We start from the raw sequence: 20049 nt of genomic DNA on the forward strand, positions 1-20049 counted from the left end.
CTGTTTCTTTTTTTATGGTTTACTAAATCCTAATAACCCAAAAATAATTACTAAACTTTCATCCATTGGGCATTTCTTCCTTTTGAGATTAACTTAATATAACCAAATAATTGTAAGGAGCTTAAAGTTTTACTGATTGTACTTTCGGCTATATCTGGATGGATGCTACGGATACATTCTTTAGTAAAAGGATGTTTTTGTTTAAGTATAAAATTTTGAATGCGTTCAACCTTAGTATTGTTACATATAGAATCTCGGATTGTAGAATGCAAGTCTTGGTAGGCCTCTAATATAATATTTAAAAACATTTTTATCCAAAAACTAATATTGTGCTCACCACAGTACCAATTAACTGAAGATTTATATATTGAATCGTAATATTCTGATTCTTTCTTCTTGATATATTTATCTAAACAAACATATTTTACAAATGTGTGTCCGTTTTTTACTAATAGTAATTGCATTAGCATAAGCGCTAGTCTACCATTTCCTTGACTAAAAGGGATTATGCAATAAAAATTTAATATAAAACGAGCGATTAATAAAAGGGAATGTAGTTCCTTTTTATTGTTTACTGAATTGTATTGATTACATAATTGTTCCATAGCCTGTGGAATAAGCTCGTGTGGGAAAGGACGATAACTACTTGTATACATCCCACTTTCCGGAATTCCTGGGATGTAAAATGGTTTTTTGCGCCATTTTGCACTATCAGAGGTACTATAATGTATTAATTGAAAATGCAATTCTTGTATAGTTTCTGGGCTAATTGATAAAGTACAAGATCTTTTATGTACAAGTGACAAAGTTTTAAAATAACAAAAAACGGCATCTTCTTCGATGTTTTGAGGCACTATATCATCTAAAATAAGTTCTTTTAATCTTTTATTTGGAACTTTTATATCTTTATATACAGTAGTAAAGTTTTTTATGTAGTGCAAAGGTATATTCTTCTCTAAATTAATGAATATATCAGGCTTTTGTTCTTGATAGGCAGCTAATCTTCCCTTGTATTCACTAATTTCACTTACTAAGTTTATTAATTTTCTTTTAAGCCCAATATTTTTATAATTGTCTTCAAAAAAGTTTCTCATTTTTCCCCCTGGTACTACCCCTAACTTGTTGCTACATAAAATCATTCATTCCAAAGATATATTACAATAATAACATTGAGTAATGCTATAGTTTTTTATTTTTTAATTTATTTTATTGTTTTTTAAATATGAACCCCCATAAAAAACTATAAAAATTACGTTTGTAGGAAAGTTGATTGGGTGTACATAAAAATGAATAATGAAAAATCAGTTAAATTTTATCGTATAATGAGAAAGATAAGATATTAGAATGGATATTTTCCCCACTCACTCGAGAAGGAGGACTAAGAAAACGTATTGTGAAAAGTCCTTATTTATAAGAATTTCAAAATATATACAAATTGATAATATATCTCCAATATTATCAATTTGTATTTTTGAAATAAAAAAGGCTAGGTTTTCATCTGTGTCATAAAGTGCATTTTTTTGACATGATGTATAAATTTCTAATGAATTAACTTAATTCCCCCGTTTCGGAGATTTGGGCAAAAACACCCAAGAAAAAGATAATGTACTTGATACATTCCGCATCTAATTTAAATTAGATGTTTTTTTGTTTTGTCGAAAATATATGAGGTACCATCAACAAACATTAAAATGTTTGTTGATGGTACCTCATATATGGCGGATTAGCATTTTTCTTAGTCCTCTTTATAGGGTGTTTTTTATAAACTGGACTGTGACTTAAGACTCTTTTTCATACCTCTTTCGGACGGAAACACCAATTGACCATTTGTAATCAATAAAAAACGCTCCATTTGTGGAATTAGTACATGTATGATTTTTATACCATTGGAAAACTCTTTGACTGGAGAATAATAGATAGAAAAATGTTGTTGGTGTAATCGCTCTTGCAGTTCTTCGATGTAAAGTATTAAATTACGTTCTGAAAATCTCGGTAAATCCTCAAATGAAACATAAGTGGCTGGAAATTGATTAAATACGGAACACATATTCATTTCTGCACAAGCATAGTGACGAGGATACGGCTGTAATTGATTCAAAAAATGCTCTCGATGTGCTAGCTCATCACCAATATTTGCAGAGGCAATATGATTCACCTGAACCAATTCTGTAATACTTCGCAAGATAGCATATTCAGGGTATAAAGATGTGCCTAGCCCGAATATACCAGTATGCTTTTTATTTTTTGTAACAGCTAATATAGTTGGAATTGCAACTTCCGTTGTAATATCCAATAGTATAATTTCCTCTTGTAATTCCCCTTCTGCTTGTACAATTGTTTCTTTTAGTGATGATGGAAGCGTATTTGGATGAATTATCTTTAATGTATGATCTGGTATATCATAGTAGAAATGTCGAAGTAGGAATAAAGAAAAAGCATCCCGTTCAATGACTTCATTCGTTGCATGAATAATCGCTTCATGTAAAGTGGAACCAATGGCTGTGCCACTATTAGAACTGTATCGTTGTACTTTCTGATACTGATAAGTATCCGTTTCGATTGGATGTTGCATATAATGTGGATTGGCAATGAAAAATGGATACCATATATGTTGTTGTGTATCATTCAAAGCATAGTATTTTTTACAAAGTAATTGTTGATCGGGTTCTTCTACTATCAATTGCATAACACGTTCTCCGTCAAGTATTGGGTTCTTCGCAATATGATGAGACGAGAAAAAATCACAATCTTTCATTGTTATATTCTCCAGAGTATAATGCTCTAAGGCCTCAAACAATGCTCCTAATTCATTGTACTTCCCTTTTCCTACGCCGAATGATTCAATCTGCTGATTTGAATTAAATAATTCCACGTATGTGGTTTGTATTTTATCTCCAAAAACTTTTTTTTCCACTGAAAAACTTAATTCTTTGAACGTATCCATAATACGTTGACGCGCAATTTCTTCTATGGTTTCTCTTTCCCAAGAATATAGCATTCTAATAACCTCCAGTTAAATAAAATAAAGTAAATGAATACAATCTTTCATGGATTTATGTATAGATAAAGAGGACATCATAAGACTGTCCTCTTTATCTTCTTTATTTTTTTTCTTGTAGTTTCTGTAATTCTTTTGCTTCAGACACTGTTAATTTAGGTTCATGACTTTCACTTGTTACTATAATCCAACGTCCCATTATGAACTCCTCCTTCATTATATAATCATGTGGTACATCCAAATTATAGAGAGAAAATATTGAAGAAACAACCCGTTATTATGAAAATTCAAATTTCTCAATAAATTACGGTTCTATAATTACACTTTTGAGTGTAATTATAATTTTTATGTATTTAGTGATACAGAGAACTCTCAATTTGGGAACATCCCTAAAAACAGACACCTTTAGACACACATTCGCGCGTTCCAAAAAACATCTGTTTATAAAGGTATACCTTTTTAAACATCATGACTAAGTATTTGTATGAATTTTTCACAGGTAAAACACATGTGCCCCAGAACCAATAATCGTATACGTGTGCTTTTTTGTACTTCTTATAAGTGGTTTTATGTAAACTAGATGTGTATATGGGATATATTTTTGAGAACAAAATAAGAGTTAAGCAGCCTTATAATTTAATCATAACTCAGTTGATTGTAATTATCATGTTGCGTTGGTTTGGAAAACTTTTTTAGTTTAAATTATAAGGAGTAAGGTGAAGATGGTTATAAGGAAAGGAAGGTAGTGTCAAGATGCTATTTAATATTCTAATTGCATTTGTGTTACCTTGGACTGTTGGGATTTTTCACCTTTACAAAAAAGAGAGAAGAATTATACCTCTGATTGGATCATTTTGTTGTGTCGTTGCTTTTGTTGTAAATGAATTCGGCTTTTATTGTGATTTTTGGAGAATTGCTCCTTTCCTTGATCAAAAAACTTTGTCTGCTTTACCCTTTAATATAGGACTTTATCCGATTTTGGCAAGTTACTTGATATTCTTTATAAAGAAAACCAAAAGACCTTACTTGATGGTCTTTTTCATATCCCTATTTACTACCCTTCTTGAAATGACATTAGTTTTAATTGGAGAAATCGTATATGGTAACGGCTGGAATATTATTTGGACATTTTTTTCCTATATCATCCCTTATATGTGGGTGTACTGGTATTACCTCTATTTAAGAAAGTTACAAGTCATGAGCTAAATCCTGAAGGCAACATAATAGAATTCGAATGTTTTTGATTTTCGATAACGAGATTTATTTGAACTAGTAGTAAGTATCCCTAAATTGTTTGTTTACAGTGTTTTGAATGTATACTTTTGTTATTGATTTTTCTAAAAATAGATAAAGTCGGATAAGATTAATGAAATCAATGTTTTGAATGTACACTAATATTCATTAGTTTACATTCAAAACATGAAAAATAAAGAGATTAGAACATCTAAAAAAACTAGATCTATGCTAGCTTTTTTTACATAGTTTTCTTTAGAAGAAATCACTATATCTAAAAACCTATAAAAATCCCCTCAAAAGATTTAAAGGGACTTTTATAACATTTCCCTTAACTTTATAGTTATAGCCTACAACCTATGCAATTCTATTTTTCGCTTTTATCTAAGTCGCGTAATAACAAGATGTGCTGAAACAGACTCTGTTCCTCCAGCCAGAGGAGTGATGGTTAGTGCTGTGGATTCGCTAGCAGGATTTCGTACAGTAAGTATTGAATTGATGACTGATGTTTGCACAAGAGCCATTCCTACTATCTGAGAAGTACCAGTTGCTCGACCAACTACCGTATAAGCTAATTCAACAGCTCCTGCTCCGGAATTAAGAGTTAAAACTAGTTGACCCGCTTCGGTCACACTCACCTGAAACAAGACCTGATAACTACCGATTGCAGACAAATTAAATGTATCAGCACCAGTACGTGCAATCCCCGCCCCACTAAAAGGTCCGTCTCTTGGAAAATCTACGTCTCCACCGACTGCAACTGTTGCAGCATTATCAGGGGGCATCAACGCATAAAAATCCGCAAAATCTAATACTCCTCCTGTCGGGCCTGTTGCTCCCGTTAGACCTATGTCTCCTGTCGGGCCTGTTGCTCCCGTTGGACCTATGTCTCCTGTTGGGCCTGTTGCTCCCGTTGGACCTATGTCTCCTGTTGGACCTGTTGCTCCCGTTGGACCTATGTCTCCTGTCGGGCCTGTTGCTCCCGTTGGACCTATGTCTCCTGTCGGGCCTGTTGCTCCCGTTGAACCGGTTGCTCCTGTTAGACCTGTTACTCCTGTCGGACCTGTTGCTCCTGTCGGGCCTAACTGAGCCAAGGGCAAAATAATCTTTTGTATTAATTGTATTTGTGCCTGTCTTGTAGTGTTATCAATAACAAATAAATTAATAAGGGATAATAAATTATTTACTAATGTTTGTAATTCAGTTGTTAAAACAATAAAATTTAGTTGAGATATATTTAAAATAGTAATTAAGTTCTTAGTAATAGATACAAGATCTGCTTGTTGTTGTTGATTTAAAAATCCCGCTTGTGCAAATGCTAATAATTGATTTAGAATAACAACTAATTTCCCTATATTTTGCGGTGTGGGTACTGTAAGTACTGCTGGTATTGATACAATGAGCTCATTAAGAATATTGGTCCAATTAGTCAATGCTGTTAATGTCAAAGGAATTATATCTTGTCTTTGAATTGGAGGACAATTACAAAAGTTAGGTTGGCAACCCCTCCTGCAATTTACCATATTTATCACGTCCTTAAATTTATAAATACATATACAATATATTTAATGAATCAATAATTTCTTTTGAACCTATCAAACATCTATAAATTACAAAAAAGGCTCACTCCTTATCTATTTTTATATAGGAGTGAACCTTTTTTATTATTAAGTATTTAATGTAACACTTTCTATATCTTCACAACTTATGAAGATAAAACTAGAAGATGCCGGTGTTATTATACCTTCCTCCTCTAATATAACTATACAAAGTGTTGAAATGAATTGTTGTAATATAGCAGGTCCAATAATTTGACCGGATCTAGTTGTAATTGTAACCACAGTTCCCAATGATCACTAAGTAAATCATATTCCAATTGGATTTTCACGCCTGCCTTATTACTACTCCCACCTGAACCTTGATAGTCAGTGGCGAATTGATCAGGTAGTTGAAACACTGTTGCATCTAGAATACGGATACGATTGAAAGTAGAGATTATATGTGCAGAAAGTGAGTGATTTGAACAGAGTTTTTGTGTGAGAAGAGAAGTAAAGACTTCTCGAAGAAATGCGACAGCTGCTGGAATAAAGCGTTGATTCAGTCCTTCTGGACTCATGAGTGTAGCTGTATTTACATAAAGCTGACTACGTAAGAGAATCACTTGCTACATGTTGACTAATCCAAATACATAAAGCGGCCAAATCTCGTGCACCAAACTTACTTTTACGTTTTGCGAAACCCGTTTCCTGTGTGAGCTGTTGAAGGATACTTGGAGATAGATATCGCTGTAGTCTTCAGCGAATAAATGAAACTCAACTTGAATCGATAGAGTCATACAAAACGCCATCCTTTCTGTATTTTTCTACAAAAAGAATAGCGTTTTTTTGATTATATGGATACAAATTTATCTTAGATTGATAGCGATGTATGGTGACCTCTATTAGAATATTTAGGAAATTGTTATTTAAGCTTTTTTCGGAGGAAGTTACAATATATTTTTCTTTACGTATTGGTATATGGATAGTTTTAAATTATTTTTAGAAATTTATTTTATGTGTGGAATATAAAGTAGGAGCTGGTGTATAACAGTACAAATACAAAAAGCGTGAACAGTTTAGCATTTTCACGCTTTTTGTATGGAATAAATCATAAAAAATGTAGGGAAATGTCGAAAGGATTAAATTGATTTTAAAAATTGAAGGTGATACCATAAAATTAAACAACGTTTAAAACATTGTTTAATTAATAAATTCTAGAGGGGAGATAAGTTGAGGGAAAATGAAAAAATATCAACGAAAGAAAAGATTTTAAATACAACATTGGAGTTAATTAAAGACGAAGGTTTCGAAAGTGTAACAATAAGAAAAATTGCGGCATTGTCAGATACAAATATCGCGCTTGTAAATTACCATTTTGGTTCAAAAGAAAAATTGATTAGTGAGACGATTAAAGTCTTATTAATTAGCTTTCAAGGTACTTTTTCTATTTTAGATGATATTAAAGTGCCAGCGAAAGAAAGATTAAAAATATTTTTATTGGATTATGTACTAGTAATTCAGCAATACCCTGAGTTAGTTAGGAAAATTATTGCAATGGGAACTACGGTATTTACATCTCAATACGAATATGGAGATTTTTTGAAGAGGCTCGGTTTTAGTAAAGTGAAGAATATTTTGAGCGAAATAACAAATGAAACGGATCAGGAAGTTTTAATGATGATGACAGTGCAAATATTTGGATCCATTTTTCTTCCAGCATTAATGATGCCAATTCTTGAATCAGGGGCAGATATAAGAGTACTGCCTGTAGAAAAACAGATTGATTTCCTATTTGAACGCTATTTTTATAAAAATTGAGACAGTGGGTGATAGAGATGGTTAGTTTCTTTAGAAAGCATTGGTGTGATATAGGGTTAGTTGTGGCTATTGTTGTCGCAGTTTGTTTAGTCGTGAATTTGGGAGAAATGAGTGAAATAAAAGTACTGTTAGCGTTAAGTTTTGTGGCCATTTTATTGCATCAATTTGAAGAGTATCGTTGGCCAGGTTATTTTGCCGGTCTGTTTAATGTAGTTATATTTAAAAGTGATATACCAGATCGCTATCCATTAAATACGCAATCTGCTATGGTAATAAATATTTTGATTGCGTATGTTTTTTATTTACTTCCGGTTTTCTTTCCAAATATAATATGGCTTGGGTTGGCACCTATTTTAATGGGATTTTTTCAATTCATATGGCATGGTATTTTTGCGAATATAACAGCTAAAACAATATACAACCCAGGATTAGGTGCGGTTATATTACTACATGTTCCGATTGGTTATGCATATATGAGATATGTTCTTTTACACAATCTAGCTACAAATTTGGATTGGATATTAGGGCTAATCTATTTTCTAGTAGCTACCTATTTTTTAATTATAAAAGGAAATATGTTACTGAAAAGTAAGGAGACAAATCATTACTTTTCTAAAAAGCAATTAGGTCCGTACAATGATGCATTAAAGTGATTCAGAAGGAATTTTGGATGCTGAAGAGAGTACAAGTGAATTACAAAAGAAAGGTGCGTAGGCGCCTTTCTTTTTTTTGAAGGAGATTTTTGTATTTTTGGGTAGCACCACATGCCCATCAAGCTAAGATTTTGAAGCACCCCAAAACGATAGAAATAAGTCTAATTATTATAAAAGATAAAAATATTTGTTACGAGGGCGTCTAAGATATCAATTTAATGGCTATGCAGTAGTCCCTATACCCATTAAACTACATATAAAAAGTACCGCTAGAAGGTTTACTGTTTAATGCTGACGAAATTTATGTAGAAAATTTCGTCGTGAGGAGAAGATAACTTGAACACAGAAAAGATTTTTGAGTATGAAATGGATCAAGAGTTAAGGCTGGCTATTCAAAGATTATTAGTAGAGTGTTTTGAAGAAAGTTACCCGCGGGAAAGAATCTATTTTAAACAACTCCCGCATTTTAGAATATTGGCTTTAACTGAGAAAAATCAACTTATTGGTCAGGTAGGTTTAGATTATAGAGTGATGAACTTAAATGGTATGCCTATAAGAGTTCTTGGAATTATTGATTTATGCGTATCAAGAGAAGCTCGTTCTCAAGGAATAGGAAACTTATTGCTTTCGGAAATAGAAAATTTCTGCGAGGGTAAGTCTATTGACTTTCTACTCTTATTTGCCGATAACAAAAACTTGTATTTGAAAAAAGGATACAAATCGGTAGAGAATAAATGCAAGTGGCTTAAAATAGATGAACAAAATCAGACTACTTTCAGCATAGGAAGTGAAGTTGTAAACGAACTTATGATTAAGGAAATGGGAAATGTAAAATGGCAGGATGGAGAGTTAGATCTATTAGGCTATCTTTATTAGACTAAAGGTACGTAAGTTAAAAAAGGTGTCCTAACTCATCGCGATCAAGCTAAGGTTTCACACTACCCATAAAGCAAAAAAGACGTTATCCTTCCCTATGATTCTATAGAAAGAATAGTGTATCTTTGCATTTTAAGGAAGTTTAGTTTTGTTAGTTTGATAGGGATGTGATGCTACCCCAAGTCCATCAAGCTAAGCTTATATAAGTTTAGCTTGATGGGCTTTTTTCTTTTTTCTTTTTTCTAAAGACCCAGTGTAAGTTGGCGGTACGCCTTATTGCGTAAAAAGTTCCATTGCTACACAAACTCTCTAAAACGTGAGATGAGTGACAGCAATAAAGATGTAATTATTGAATCATTGAAGCGAAGAATCAAGAAAATTGAAGAAGAAAACAAACAATTACGGAATCAACTAAAAGTGGCATACGCAGATATGTATAAACAACTCTAAAAAATAATGGGATTGTAAGGTGCAAATTTAGTAAAAATCCTTCACATATTAATACCTTTTCATAATTTTATTTGTGTTTAAATTTCTTGCATAACATATACTGTAACAAAAATATCGCGTTTTTTAATGAAATTTAGTTTTCATAACTCCACAGTTGAAACTTAAAGGAATGATTTAAATATGAATAGGTGGATTGCTCTAGAATTAGAAAGAATTTTAGAAACTAACAACCCTCCTCAATCTAAAAAATGGCAAACTACTCCCCCTTTTTGTCTATTTAATTATAGCGGAAAGTTAGTATCTTTAGCAGGTAACGTTAAGAATGGCAAATTTACCACTCCCTTTTTTACAGTTAAAGCATTAGATACTAAAAAGAATTGTGCCCTACTTGAATTATTATTTCCATCTCCGGTTATAGAAAATGAAGATCCCACGAAATTTCCGCTAAATAAATTTTGTTGTGTAAAAAAATTATTTCATACAAAAAGTCAATTGTTTGTAAACCTTGCTGACTTTTGTGGTTTGATTTTTGTAGACATCCCAACTTTTGATTGTTTGATAAAATCAAGAATGATAAAAAATAGCTTTTGTTTAACTTATTGTTTAACCAAAAATTGTCCGCCTCGAATTATATGGAAAAAAAGTGAAAAATATCTAAATAATACAGCTACCATAACAAGTTCGTATAACAATGGAACAGATCCAGAATTACAAATATTTTTATATACTAAAACCAAAACATATAAAATGTTTATCCCGAAGGGACATTGTAAATCACTTACTGTATCAGATTTAGAATATATTAAATTCCCCACTCCACAAAAACTTGTCACAGGTACTATACAAATACAACTTAATTATTATTACAAAGAAAAATATTATTTTTAAAATCACAATAATTACGCTTTTTTGTAATTATTGTGATTTTATTTTTTCTATTTATTCATGGCCACAATATAAAAAAGGACATACACTATTAATAAATTAACTGCACTATTCATTGAAAAGGGGCGTTTATAAATTGGCAAACAAACTAAATTTCACTGGACCACTTGGCTGTTGCGGTATTAGTGGAAAAACAGGTCCTACTGGATCAACTGGTTCTACTGGACCAACAGGCTCCACTGGACCAACTGGTTCCACTGGACCAACTGGTTCTACTGGATCAACTGGTTCTACTGGATCAACTGGTTCTACTGGACCAACTGGTTCTACTGGACCAACAGGCTCCACTGGACCAACAGGTTCCACTGGATCAACTGGTTCTACTGGATCAACTGGTTCTACTGGATCAACTGGTTCTACTGGATCAACTGGTTCTACTGGATCAACTGGTCCCACTGGACCAACTGGTTCTACTGGACCAACTGGTTCTACTGGACCAACTGGTTCTACTGGATCAACTGGTTCTACTGGATCAACTGTCACCACTAACTCCATGTTTGCTTCTAATACAATTGGTAGCGTCATAAATGTTGCATTAGGTGGAGCTACTAGTATTCCTCTTCCAAATAATCAAGATTTAGATGGTTTTACAGTCAATGGTACAAATACCACTTTTACAGTGCCACAATCAGGCAGATATTATATTACTTATCAAATTAATACTACAGCTACAGTTGGTATTGGTGCTGGTTCAAGAATTTTATTAAACAATACCACTCCTATTCCCTCCACTATATTAAGACCAACTATAAGTGTATCTGCTTTTAACAATGATGTTATTGTTAATTTAAGTACTGGAGATACCATCCAACTACAATTATTTAGTAGTATTCTTTTAGTTGCAACACTTCTATCAATCGCAGGTTCAGTTGGAGCTGCCTTGACGATTATCAGAGTTTCGTAATATGTATCCATAGTAAAATTTTTTTAAATCTGTAAAGTCAATTGTCCAAACAAAATCGAAAAATTAAACATACAATAATGTATCTTGTTTATAAATTTAGGAGGAATTAACATTGGCACAAATTGGAAATTGTTGCAATGATCAACTATGTTGTGTAAATGATGCTGTATGTTGCAATATTATTTTAGATGATACTGGTGGTACCGCTACACCTATTTGGGATGATGCTACTACTTTTGTAATAAATGGGACAATTATGGTAGAAAATAATGGAACTGTTGGAGTAGGGCCAACGGCAGCTCTCACTGTAAACGGAACAGCTGTTGGAGGATTTGTAGTCGCACCAAGCGAATGTAGATCCATTACGATGAATGATATAAATTCAATTGCAATTGTAGGGGCTGGAACAGGTACATCTAGTGTTAAAGTTTCTTTCTCGATAAATTATAAATTCTAATATAATGAACAAAAGGTGATACATATTAGTCATGATTAATATGTATCACCTTTTGTTTTTCATAACTTTTAACAAATTAGGTCTTGATATATCATTCTGCTCCTTTTTATTTCTAGAGGTAATAATCGTCCTTATGGATATTCTAATTCAATTCATATAATTTCGAATGGATAACTTCTGCATCTATATTAAATTTTTCTAGAACAACTTTCACTACGTCCACAAACCAAGGATCTGCATCAGGCGAAACATAAACACGTTCGATAAGGTTAGAAATATCCACGTCTATATTCCGCCCCAAAATATATTTATATTCTGATGAAAGGTCTTTGTTATTAGCTGTTTCTGAATAAACCAATCTAACTTCTTCTTCATGTTTAAACGATAGTCTCTTAGTAAAATACTGATAAATCATAGATTCACGATAATTATATTCCTTAATATGATCTATGCAATCCACTTTCCCCATCGGATCAAATTCTCCAGTTTGGAAGTCTTTTTTGTTTTTTTGACATTTTTAGTATTCTTCTTGTTCTTCTGCTTTTTAAGTTTTTTATTCACCTTGAGAACCCCTTCTATAACATAGTAAAGATTATTAATCTTCCACTATGTTATAGAGCGTATCTAACAAACTTCTATTCCTCCACGAATTCATTATCAACCATATAATCTATTATCACCCTTACATACCACTATCACCTTTACACACTACTATCCTCCCTATTTTTAATAAGGTGTAAAACACCCTTTAAAAAAAGGAATAGATGTGACAAAATGGCATTCACATCGTATTCACCTAAATTTTGATATTCCAAAAAGGTACACCTTTTGGGAATATCAAAACCACATGAAATATTAGTTCCAAAACCTCAAAAATCCATTTTTGAAATGCATCTTAAATACGGACACCTTTTGAAACAGATTTGCTCGTTTCAAAAAAAATCGACCTGTTTATGAAGGTAATTAGGATTATTTTATATACGTTTATTTTCAACGAATACCCTTATAAACGAATAGGGTATGGAAACGGTTATGAGATTCAAGGGTCACTCTGGGATTAACAGCTTTTTTTGTATTCATTTCCCAGGGTTTCCTTCATACCTAGAATCGTTTCCGTACCCCCTATTTCTTTATTGTATAGTTTTTTAATAATTATTCGATATGTGAAGTTATATATATGTCTTGTAATTTTTTTGGTTTTATTACCTAAAATTTATATAGTATTTTATATGGATTATATGGTAATATATAAGTAGAAAATTTGTTATCCATTGTTTATCTATTGTACGTAGCGTGAAGGACAAACCTTACGCCCTGTTAACTCGGGCGAGGTTTGTCCTTTTTTTATTTTAAGAAGGAGGAATTTAAAATGCAAAAAGTTTATAAAATTGGAGCAGTTGTAACAACCTTAATCGTTGCTTGCATCGCGATCTTTACTTTAACTAAAAATGAATCAGTCAAAACAGAAACTGCAACACCAGAAAAAGCGATTGTATCTGCTGCAGATGCAGAAAGGGTACCAAAATATATAAAAGATATTTCAAAAGAAGAATTAAAACAAAAAATAGAATCTCAGGAAGAGTTCATTGCCTATTACTATCAACCAGCATGTCAATATTGCAAGAAAGCTGCCCCAGATATCAATAGTATGTCGCAGAAACATGATAGAACCATTTACCGTATTGATATCTCTACACCAGAAAATCAAAGTGCATTCCAAGATTTTAATATTCCTGGTACTCCAGTTGTTGTAGCTTATAACAGAGGAGAAGAGGTTGAACGCCTTGAAGGGGCAATGTCAGCTGCTACATATGATGGATTCTTTGCAAGACGTAATTCGAGCGCTAGCTAATATAGTGCTCGTTTTTCTTTTATTAAGAAAGGAGAATTAACATGCAACAAAACGCTCGTATTCATTCTTTAGACATAATAAGAGGTATGGCCATACTATGTATCCTATTTGCTAATCTACCTACTATGACGGGACTAGATCCCTTTAATCAAGCAGGTTACTCCGGTATAGATAAAGTAGTTCGTTTTCTAGTAGATTTACTGATATCATCAAAGTTTTATACCATTTTTGCATTCTTATTCGGCGTGGGATTTTATATCTTTATGAGAAATACAGAAAAAAAGGGGTATCCCATATATAAACTATTTAGTCGTAGGTTATGTATTCTATTACTATTTGGTGTAAATCACTTTATCTTTCTGTGGTATGGAGATATTTTACATGCATATTCTATAGCAGGTTTTGTTCTATTGTTCTTTTATAAGCGGTCTACTAAGCTTATTTTTATAACAGGTTGTAGTTTTTTACTTGCTAGTTATACTCTACATGTTATTTTATTTTTACATGCAAGCCCTTCTATTCCTGAAGAGATACCAAAATACTATCAATATATGTTTACAGGCAACACTACTAATTACACAGTGAATCTATTTTCAAATTATTTACATCAAGTAAAAGCTCGTTTGTTCTTTCTTATGACACAAGAATTTCAGCAACTTCTAATAGGGATCCCGGAATATATTGGGTTATTTTTAATAGGTTTATGGGCTGGAAAGAAGAATATTTTCAAACTTGTATCGGAACTTGAAAAGAAAATTAAAGTCTTACAGTGGAGTTCACTATTTATTTCATGCTTACTCTCTCTGCCTATTATCTATTATTTTATAGAAACTGATGTTTATTACGCTAGCCATATCCAATTATGGATTCTTTTTGGGGGGAAAACGCTAGCTATATTCTATATTTGTTCCTTACTTTTAATTTGCGAGAAGAAAGGAAATGTAAAGTGGCTGCACCCCTTTATGAACATAGGCAAGTATGCTTTAACTAATTACATCACCCAAAGCATACTAACGCTTGTCATTCTTTCGTGGTACTTTAAAGATATCTCACACGTATATTACTGGCAACTATGTATCTTCGGACTTTTTATTAGCTTCGTACAAATTATATTCAGCAAGATTTGGAGTAAACACTTCCGCTATGGTCCTATTGAATGGGTATGGAGAAAAGGAATTTACAAGGGATAACCTTTTTTACTAATTAGATGCCATTAACTGAAAAATGTGATAAAATATTATATGAAAGATTAAGGATATATTTGTGGTTTTAAAATGATGTTATTAAAATTTAAGTGGTTCAAGTCAGAGGAAGACACCTTAGGGTGTCTTTTCTTTATAGAATTTATGATTTACCCCTATAACGAATTGTAAGTACGAATCTGCTGCCTTATTATCCTGTAAAAGAAAAAATAAGTTAAATTCGCATAGATATATATCTTATAGTTAATTACATACACAACTCCACGATATAATTATATCTATATATTCCACTTGAAGGGTGATAATGATGAATTCATACACAAATAAGCAAAAAACAGTATCCCTTATAATAGCTTCGTTTATCTTTTTCAGTTTTGTATTAACTGGTATATACAATTTTAAACAACCAAATTTCTTTTACGTAAATTTAGGAGGTTTAGCCCTCAACAGTTTCATGTTATTTGTAGCAGCTAAAGCATTAATGAAACAAATTAAAGACTAAGTATATAAAACGATAAAATAAATTTAAGCTTATTTGAGGTATCGCCACATCACGATCAAGCTACTAAAATAGAGATGGAGGATTCAACATGAATAATCTAAAAAATTTCTTAAACGAGAATCTTTTTATTAAATATTCTATATATATAATATTAGGAGCTGGATTAATAAGAACAGGTTATGAATTTGGCTATTTCATTACAAACTTTATGTTGTAAAACAATAAGAGGTTCAGCCCAGATACGTATAAAAACGGGACATATACTAGGATTTACTTCCATGATATGACCCATTTATTTTTATACAGGTATAGTCTCTTCTAGGGGTACCGCCATATACCCATCAAGCTAAGAAAAGCAATTACCCCAAAAACGAAAATTTTGTATTTTTTATATCCCTGCATTCTCATTTTTATTTAATGAGAATGCAAGGATACTCGATTTGTAATATTACCGCGAAAATCGTAATTATTATTCGGAAAATCAAAAACACAACTCTGCTTCTAGGGTTATTTCCTATTACTAGATTGGATTTTGAGAAAGTGTAAGGTAAATACTTTTAAAACAATATAAAACAACGTGGGGTAAACCAAATCCAAATACTGTATTCTAAGCTCTATTTTTTTACTTTTCTAAAACAATTCCTGCTATTTCATTAGCATATTTTTTGGGGTCAAGCTCGTCATAGTTACTTAATACAGCAACAGACAAACGCTCTTCTGGGAACCGCATGAAGTGTGAACTATAACCTGCCCAGCCTCCTGAATGTTCCAAGTATCGACAGTTAAAACCTTCTGCAAACCTAAGCCCCAAAGCATAATCTTCATTGTCAATAATCGTCTCTCCAGTTGGAGAAATTTTCGGACCTATTTCGCTCATTCTTTTAACAAGGTCTTTTCCACCAACGGTACCTGTAGTTAAATTCTCTCCCCATTTTACCAGGTCTTCAACTGTTGTATGAACTGCCCCATCCCCTGTATGTTCCCAAGGACTTTCATAGATTTCATATATTCCTTTTTCATTCTTCAAATATCCACTAGCAATTGATATAGTAGTTGGGTAATAATCCACAATTGTTGTGGCCCTCATATTTAAAGGATCAAAAATAAGATCCTTTGTAAATTGACGTAGAGACTTGCCACTTACCTTCTCTATCACTTGTGATAATAAAAAATATCCTGTATTGCTATACTCAAATTTTGTGCCAACTGGGAACCTTGCAATTTGATGACTATTAAGGTGTTCTAGCGATTCTTCCACAGTTAATGTATCAGTATATTTAATATTTGCTGCTTCAGCCAATTCCATATAATCACCTAGTCCACCCGTGTGATGAATTAGGTGTCTCAATGTTACAGGTTCAGCATATGCTCCTATAGAAGGGACAAACTTTACAATTGAATCGTCTAAACTCAATTTCCCCTCTTGCTCTAAGAGTAATATAGAAAACGCTGTAAATTGTTTAGAAACTGAAGCAATATTAAAAATGATTTTTGTAGTTATGGGTAGATTTCCCTCTATAGAAGCTAAGCCAACTGCACCTTTATAAGTTACTCCGCTATCGAAACTAGCAATATATGCAAAGCCAGGAGCTTTTGGTGAAAACTTGTTAATTAATTGATTAATCGATGTATGTGTCTTTTCATTATATGTATTATTCATCTCAATCACATACCCTTCCCTTTAAATGATTAGAAATATATTAACCTGTTATCTTTCTTATATTGAATCCAATTGGCCCTCTTTTGTATTCCCTACTCCAAATAAAAAAACAATACTACATATAAAAATATCAGTGAGAATGTAAGCGAAAAAGTAAGCGTTTAATTGTTTAGTTTAGCCAATGAGACCCCGTATCGGATTATGAAATCCAACAATGGATAATCATTTTCAAGCTGGGTGCGCAGACCTACTTGGATACTTCAGTTTTGGATTATCTTTTGCATCATTCCAATATAATTTAAATATAGAATGGTTCATGTACCCTAGCAGTTGACTACATTCCCTCTTACAAAAGTATTCCTGTTTCTTTTGCCTTTTGCACGGCTTCTTCTCGATTTTTGACTCCTAGCTTCTCATAGAGATTCGAAGCGTAATTTCTTACTGTTCCGTTTGACAAGTAAAGTGTCGAAGCTATCGTTTTATAACGACTGCCTTGTGATAATAGTTTCAAAATCTCTAGTTCGCGTTTCGTTAAGCCATACTCTTTTCCAATTGATTTTGATCCAAAAGGTTCTGTTTCTTTATTTTCTTCCCACACTCTATGGAACAAATCATGATTGATCAGCGTACCTCCCCGATAGATCAGACGAATTGATTCGGCTAGTTCACGCGAATCCATGGATTTCAACAAATATCCATCCGCACCATTTCGTATGATTTCCTTTACCTTTTCTGTATCCTGAAATGTTGACAGAATGAGTACACGAATGTCCGGCCATTTTTCCTTAATCATTTTTGTCGCATTAATTCCATTCAGATTGGGCATCTCTAAATCCATTAATATTACATCTGGTTTCAACTTTTCACACAATTCCACAGCCCGGTCTCCATCTTCAGCCATTCCCACTACTTGTAAATCCTCCTGACCATTCAAAATTGTATGAAGACTTTCTCGAATAAAAGAATGATCATCGACAATACACAAGCGGATTTGCTCATTAGACAGTTGTACTTGTTTCGGTAATACACATGAAATTAACGTCCCTTCCCCTTTTTTGGAGTAAACAATGACTCTTCCTTGCACCTGACTCACGCGCTCTTTCATTGCAGTTAATCCAAAACCATCCTTCCATTCTTCCGCCCCACATCCATTATCCTGTACATCCAATCTTATCTGTTGTGGTTCAAAGTGAAGTGACACAGTGATTTCTGTGGAATGCCCATGGCGAACAGCATTTGTTAGTGATTCCTGCAAGCTCCGATATAGTGTCATTTTTGATTGTTTGGAGACCATATACTCATCCCCTATTATTCGAGTACGTACATTTACCTTTGCATGTTTCTTAAATTCCTCTGTCAATTGTTGTAATGTGATAGGTAAGGGAAGCGACTCTTGTGATAAATCTATTTGATGCAAATACAGTCTTACTTCTTCCATACTGTTACGAGCCAATTGTAATAATGAATCGAGCTGTTGCTCTCCTTCTTTAGTCTTTAATTCCGTACGTAATGTTTCCATACCCATAATAATTGAAGTATAGGAATGTCCCATTGTATCGTGTAAGTCTTTTGAGAGCCTGTTACGTTCCTCCAGTAATGTAATCCGCTCAACTTGGGATACGTATTGTTCTAATACACGTTTCTGGTTCCGTATGGTTTCACTTTGACGGTAATTAATAGCCAGTAAACGAAAGAAAGAACCCATAGCAAAAGCTAAACTGAGTTGTAGGATGATTACCCATAAATCTGTTACTTTGGAAAATATCGCTATAAGCAACGGGAACAAAATAATTGTGATAGGGCCTGACCAGCGGTAAGATTTATGCGCGCTATTTACCGCAATCATAAAAGTTGGCATTAAAAAAGCAAGATACGCTGACGGAAATAATAAAGTTAAATAGAAACACACTCCGCCAAATAATAATATTTCAGTAAACAAATAATAGCGATAACTAAACATTAAACAAATCCAAGGTACTGAAAATGAAACAACTTCCCAAACAATTATGATCCAAGGTGGTACTGTCAAATGATTTTGTTGTTGGATAGTCGTAAATATCAATGATAGCCAAACGATAAAACGTATACAAAGTAAGGCCCAATCATACCAAAACCATAGTTTCAAAGTCTTAAACAAATTATCACTCCTTTATAGCTTTAAACATGGAACGCGTGTACATTCCAATCATTCGAACTAAGCAGTTTCCAATAAGATTATGTATCCAGATGAGAATGAAACCAGCAATCATGACAAAAATTGCTGTCTCCCATGAATTCAAAGCAATGCCCAATAAGTATATATTAAAATATTGAAAAAGTAAGGGGTTAACGATACATACTAGTGGCATTACATACAGTAAAACAGCACATATAAGGCTCAATATTCCGACGAAAAATTTCTGCATGAGCCAAAAAATAGCCCTCCAGTTGCTATTATTAAGGATTGTATCTCTTGCTTTAATCCATTTATTTCCCTCCTCTCTTATTCTTGGTTCGAATAAATCTATCGATATATCTGTATAAACTTTCGTCTGAATACGTTCATACTGAATAAACGTATGAGTTGTTTGTAGCACCCATGACAACAAGGGAATACCCAAAAAGATAATCGTCATTACTAATGCAAATGTAATGCTGACTAGATAGAAACAAAAGTAAAAGAATCCGGATACAAAGGTAAATAACAAGAAATAAAAATCTTGCAAAGTTTTTTGAGCTGATGCTTTCGTCATTAAAATCTTTCCTCCTCATTCGTTGCTAATGCGTTAAAAGTCACTTTTTAATTCTAAGTATTTTTCTGTCACATACGGTAGTGTCAAAATGTCATGGTTTGTATGACATAACCATCAATACATCCTTATCCACTCAATTTTTATTATTATTTATAAATATGACAGAAGTTCACTATCTACTATGACTCGCCGCTTGCTACACTCTGTTCATAAGCTAGCGAGTCGCTAA

The 20049-nt window shown here is 32.9% G+C and carries 18 protein-coding genes and 2 pseudogenes; 11 read left to right on the top strand and 9 right to left on the bottom strand.

Translation table 11 applies throughout. The features are described 5' to 3' along the window. Positions 1–50: 50 nt before the first annotated feature. Both JFT95_RS28045 and JFT95_RS28050 read right to left on the bottom strand, forming a co-directional pair. On the bottom strand, positions 51–1094 hold the full coding sequence (locus JFT95_RS28045) for a Fic family protein (protein ID WP_201053891.1): 1044 nt from the start codon (positions 1092–1094) through the stop codon (positions 51–53). Positions 1095–1759: 665 nt separating this feature from the next. After that, positions 1760–2998 carry a YcaO-like family protein gene (locus JFT95_RS28050; protein ID WP_201039828.1) on the bottom strand — a complete coding sequence of 413 codons (1239 nt, stop codon included), beginning with the start codon at positions 2996–2998 and terminating at the stop codon, positions 1760–1762. Positions 2999–3751: 753 nt separating this feature from the next. On the opposite strand from JFT95_RS28050, the gene JFT95_RS28055 reads away from it, so the two are divergent. Beyond that, positions 3752–4204, top strand: a complete 453-nt coding sequence (locus JFT95_RS28055) for a CBO0543 family protein (RefSeq protein ID WP_201053893.1) — start codon at positions 3752–3754, stop codon at positions 4202–4204. A 407-nt stretch (positions 4205–4611) separates the two neighbouring features. Here the strand turns inward: JFT95_RS28055 and JFT95_RS29935 are convergent, their stop codons facing one another. The 3 genes and pseudogenes from JFT95_RS29935 to JFT95_RS28065 form a co-directional block, all read right to left on the bottom strand. Then, the gene (locus JFT95_RS29935) at positions 4612–5679 is read right to left on the bottom strand and encodes a collagen-like repeat preface domain-containing protein (protein ID WP_201053895.1); all 1068 of its coding nucleotides are present in this window, start codon (positions 5677–5679) and stop codon (positions 4612–4614) included. 219 nt (positions 5680–5898) lie between these two features. Then, positions 5899–6081 carry a CGEA protein gene (locus JFT95_RS30065; protein ID WP_151304230.1) on the bottom strand — a complete coding sequence of 61 codons (183 nt, stop codon included), beginning with the start codon at positions 6079–6081 and terminating at the stop codon, positions 5899–5901. Then, positions 6024–6566 (bottom strand): annotated as a pseudogene (locus tag JFT95_RS28065) (transposase); the annotation flags it as partial. The gene JFT95_RS30065 and the pseudogene JFT95_RS28065, both read right to left, overlap by 58 nt. 433 nt (positions 6567–6999) lie before the next feature. On the opposite strand from JFT95_RS28065, the gene JFT95_RS28070 reads away from it, so the two are divergent. The 7 genes and pseudogenes from JFT95_RS28070 to JFT95_RS28100 all read left to right on the top strand — a co-directional run bounded on the left by JFT95_RS28070 (position 7000) and on the right by JFT95_RS28100 (position 11872). Beyond that, on the top strand, positions 7000–7587 hold the full coding sequence (locus JFT95_RS28070; protein ID WP_201053897.1) for a TetR/AcrR family transcriptional regulator: 588 nt from the start codon (positions 7000–7002) through the stop codon (positions 7585–7587). Between the two features lie 17 nt (positions 7588–7604). Beyond that, positions 7605–8240 (top strand): HXXEE domain-containing protein, encoded by a 636-nt coding sequence (locus JFT95_RS28075; RefSeq protein WP_201053899.1) that lies wholly within the window; start codon positions 7605–7607, stop codon positions 8238–8240. Between the two features lie 336 nt (positions 8241–8576). Next, on the top strand, positions 8577–9116 hold the full coding sequence (locus tag JFT95_RS28080) for a GNAT family N-acetyltransferase (RefSeq protein ID WP_201053901.1): 540 nt from the start codon (positions 8577–8579) through the stop codon (positions 9114–9116). Positions 9117–9425: 309 nt separating this feature from the next. After that, positions 9426–9566 (top strand): annotated as a pseudogene (locus JFT95_RS28085) (DUF6262 family protein); the annotation flags it as partial. Between the two features lie 180 nt (positions 9567–9746). Then, positions 9747–10454: a CotZ-related putative spore coat protein gene (locus JFT95_RS28090; RefSeq protein WP_201053902.1), complete on the top strand. Its 708-nt coding sequence runs from the start codon at positions 9747–9749 to the stop codon at positions 10452–10454. A 133-nt stretch (positions 10455–10587) separates the two neighbouring features. Further along, a complete protein-coding gene (locus tag JFT95_RS30270; RefSeq protein WP_201053904.1) occupies positions 10588–11415 on the top strand; it encodes a BclA C-terminal domain-containing protein in 828 nt (275 codons plus the stop codon). A 112-nt stretch (positions 11416–11527) separates the two neighbouring features. Next, positions 11528–11872, top strand: coding sequence for a DUF3992 domain-containing protein (locus JFT95_RS28100; protein WP_201053906.1), 345 nt, complete (start codon positions 11528–11530; stop codon positions 11870–11872). 142 nt (positions 11873–12014) lie between these two features. On the opposite strand, the gene JFT95_RS28105 is transcribed toward JFT95_RS28100, so the two are convergent. Next, entirely contained in the window at positions 12015–12341 is a 327-nt protein-coding gene (locus JFT95_RS28105) for a DUF2971 domain-containing protein (RefSeq protein WP_201053908.1), read from the bottom strand. 900 nt (positions 12342–13241) lie between these two features. Between JFT95_RS28105 and JFT95_RS28110 the strand changes: the two genes are divergently transcribed. The 3 genes from JFT95_RS28110 (at position 13242) to JFT95_RS28120 (ending at position 15428) form a co-directional block, all read left to right on the top strand. Continuing rightward, positions 13242–13724, top strand: a complete 483-nt coding sequence (locus tag JFT95_RS28110) for a thioredoxin family protein (RefSeq protein ID WP_201053910.1) — start codon at positions 13242–13244, stop codon at positions 13722–13724. 41 nt (positions 13725–13765) lie between these two features. Continuing rightward, positions 13766–14914, top strand: a complete 1149-nt coding sequence (locus tag JFT95_RS28115; RefSeq protein ID WP_201053912.1) for a DUF418 domain-containing protein — start codon at positions 13766–13768, stop codon at positions 14912–14914. A gap of 319 nt (positions 14915–15233) precedes the next feature. Beyond that, positions 15234–15428 carry a hypothetical protein gene (locus tag JFT95_RS28120; RefSeq protein ID WP_201053914.1) on the top strand — a complete coding sequence of 65 codons (195 nt, stop codon included), beginning with the start codon at positions 15234–15236 and terminating at the stop codon, positions 15426–15428. Positions 15429–16050: 622 nt separating this feature from the next. On the opposite strand, the gene JFT95_RS28125 is transcribed toward JFT95_RS28120, so the two are convergent. The 3 genes from JFT95_RS28125 to JFT95_RS28135 form a co-directional block, all read right to left on the bottom strand. Continuing rightward, positions 16051–17088 carry a serine hydrolase domain-containing protein gene (locus tag JFT95_RS28125; protein ID WP_201054009.1) on the bottom strand — a complete coding sequence of 346 codons (1038 nt, stop codon included), beginning with the start codon at positions 17086–17088 and terminating at the stop codon, positions 16051–16053. 346 nt (positions 17089–17434) lie between these two features. Further along, entirely contained in the window at positions 17435–19225 is a 1791-nt protein-coding gene (locus JFT95_RS28130; protein ID WP_201053916.1) for a helix-turn-helix transcriptional regulator, read from the bottom strand. 4 nt (positions 19226–19229) lie between these two features. Beyond that, positions 19230–19820: a sensor domain-containing protein gene (locus JFT95_RS28135; RefSeq protein WP_201053918.1), complete on the bottom strand. Its 591-nt coding sequence runs from the start codon at positions 19818–19820 to the stop codon at positions 19230–19232. Between the last annotated feature and the right edge of the window lie 229 nt (positions 19821–20049).

Origin of the sequence: Bacillus sp. TH17 (assembly GCF_016651125.1) — a bacterium.
In the GTDB taxonomy this organism is placed as follows: domain Bacteria; phylum Bacillota; class Bacilli; order Bacillales; family Bacillaceae_G; genus Bacillus_A; species Bacillus_A mycoides.

Bases quoted from the DNA above. Each gene is read 5' to 3' on its own strand.
- JFT95_RS28045 (WP_201053891.1), bottom strand. From the start codon at position 1,094: ATGAGAAACTTTTTTGAAGACAATTATAAAAATATTGGGCTTAAAAGA.
- JFT95_RS28050 (WP_201039828.1), bottom strand. From the start codon at position 2,998: ATGCTATATTCTTGGGAAAGAGAAACCATAGAAGAAATTGCGCGTCAA.
- JFT95_RS28055 (WP_201053893.1), top strand. From the start codon at position 3,752: ATGCTATTTAATATTCTAATTGCATTTGTGTTACCTTGGACTGTTGGG.
- JFT95_RS28075 (WP_201053899.1), top strand. From the start codon at position 7,605: ATGGTTAGTTTCTTTAGAAAGCATTGGTGTGATATAGGGTTAGTTGTG.
- JFT95_RS28090 (WP_201053902.1), top strand. From the start codon at position 9,747: ATGAATAGGTGGATTGCTCTAGAATTAGAAAGAATTTTAGAAACTAAC.
- JFT95_RS28105 (WP_201053908.1), bottom strand. From the start codon at position 12,341: ATGGGGAAAGTGGATTGCATAGATCATATTAAGGAATATAATTATCGT.
- JFT95_RS28110 (WP_201053910.1), top strand. From the start codon at position 13,242: ATGCAAAAAGTTTATAAAATTGGAGCAGTTGTAACAACCTTAATCGTT.
- JFT95_RS28115 (WP_201053912.1), top strand. From the start codon at position 13,766: ATGCAACAAAACGCTCGTATTCATTCTTTAGACATAATAAGAGGTATG.
- JFT95_RS28120 (WP_201053914.1), top strand. From the start codon at position 15,234: ATGAATTCATACACAAATAAGCAAAAAACAGTATCCCTTATAATAGCT.
- JFT95_RS28125 (WP_201054009.1), bottom strand. From the start codon at position 17,088: ATGAATAATACATATAATGAAAAGACACATACATCGATTAATCAATTA.
- JFT95_RS28135 (WP_201053918.1), bottom strand. From the start codon at position 19,820: ATGACGAAAGCATCAGCTCAAAAAACTTTGCAAGATTTTTATTTCTTG.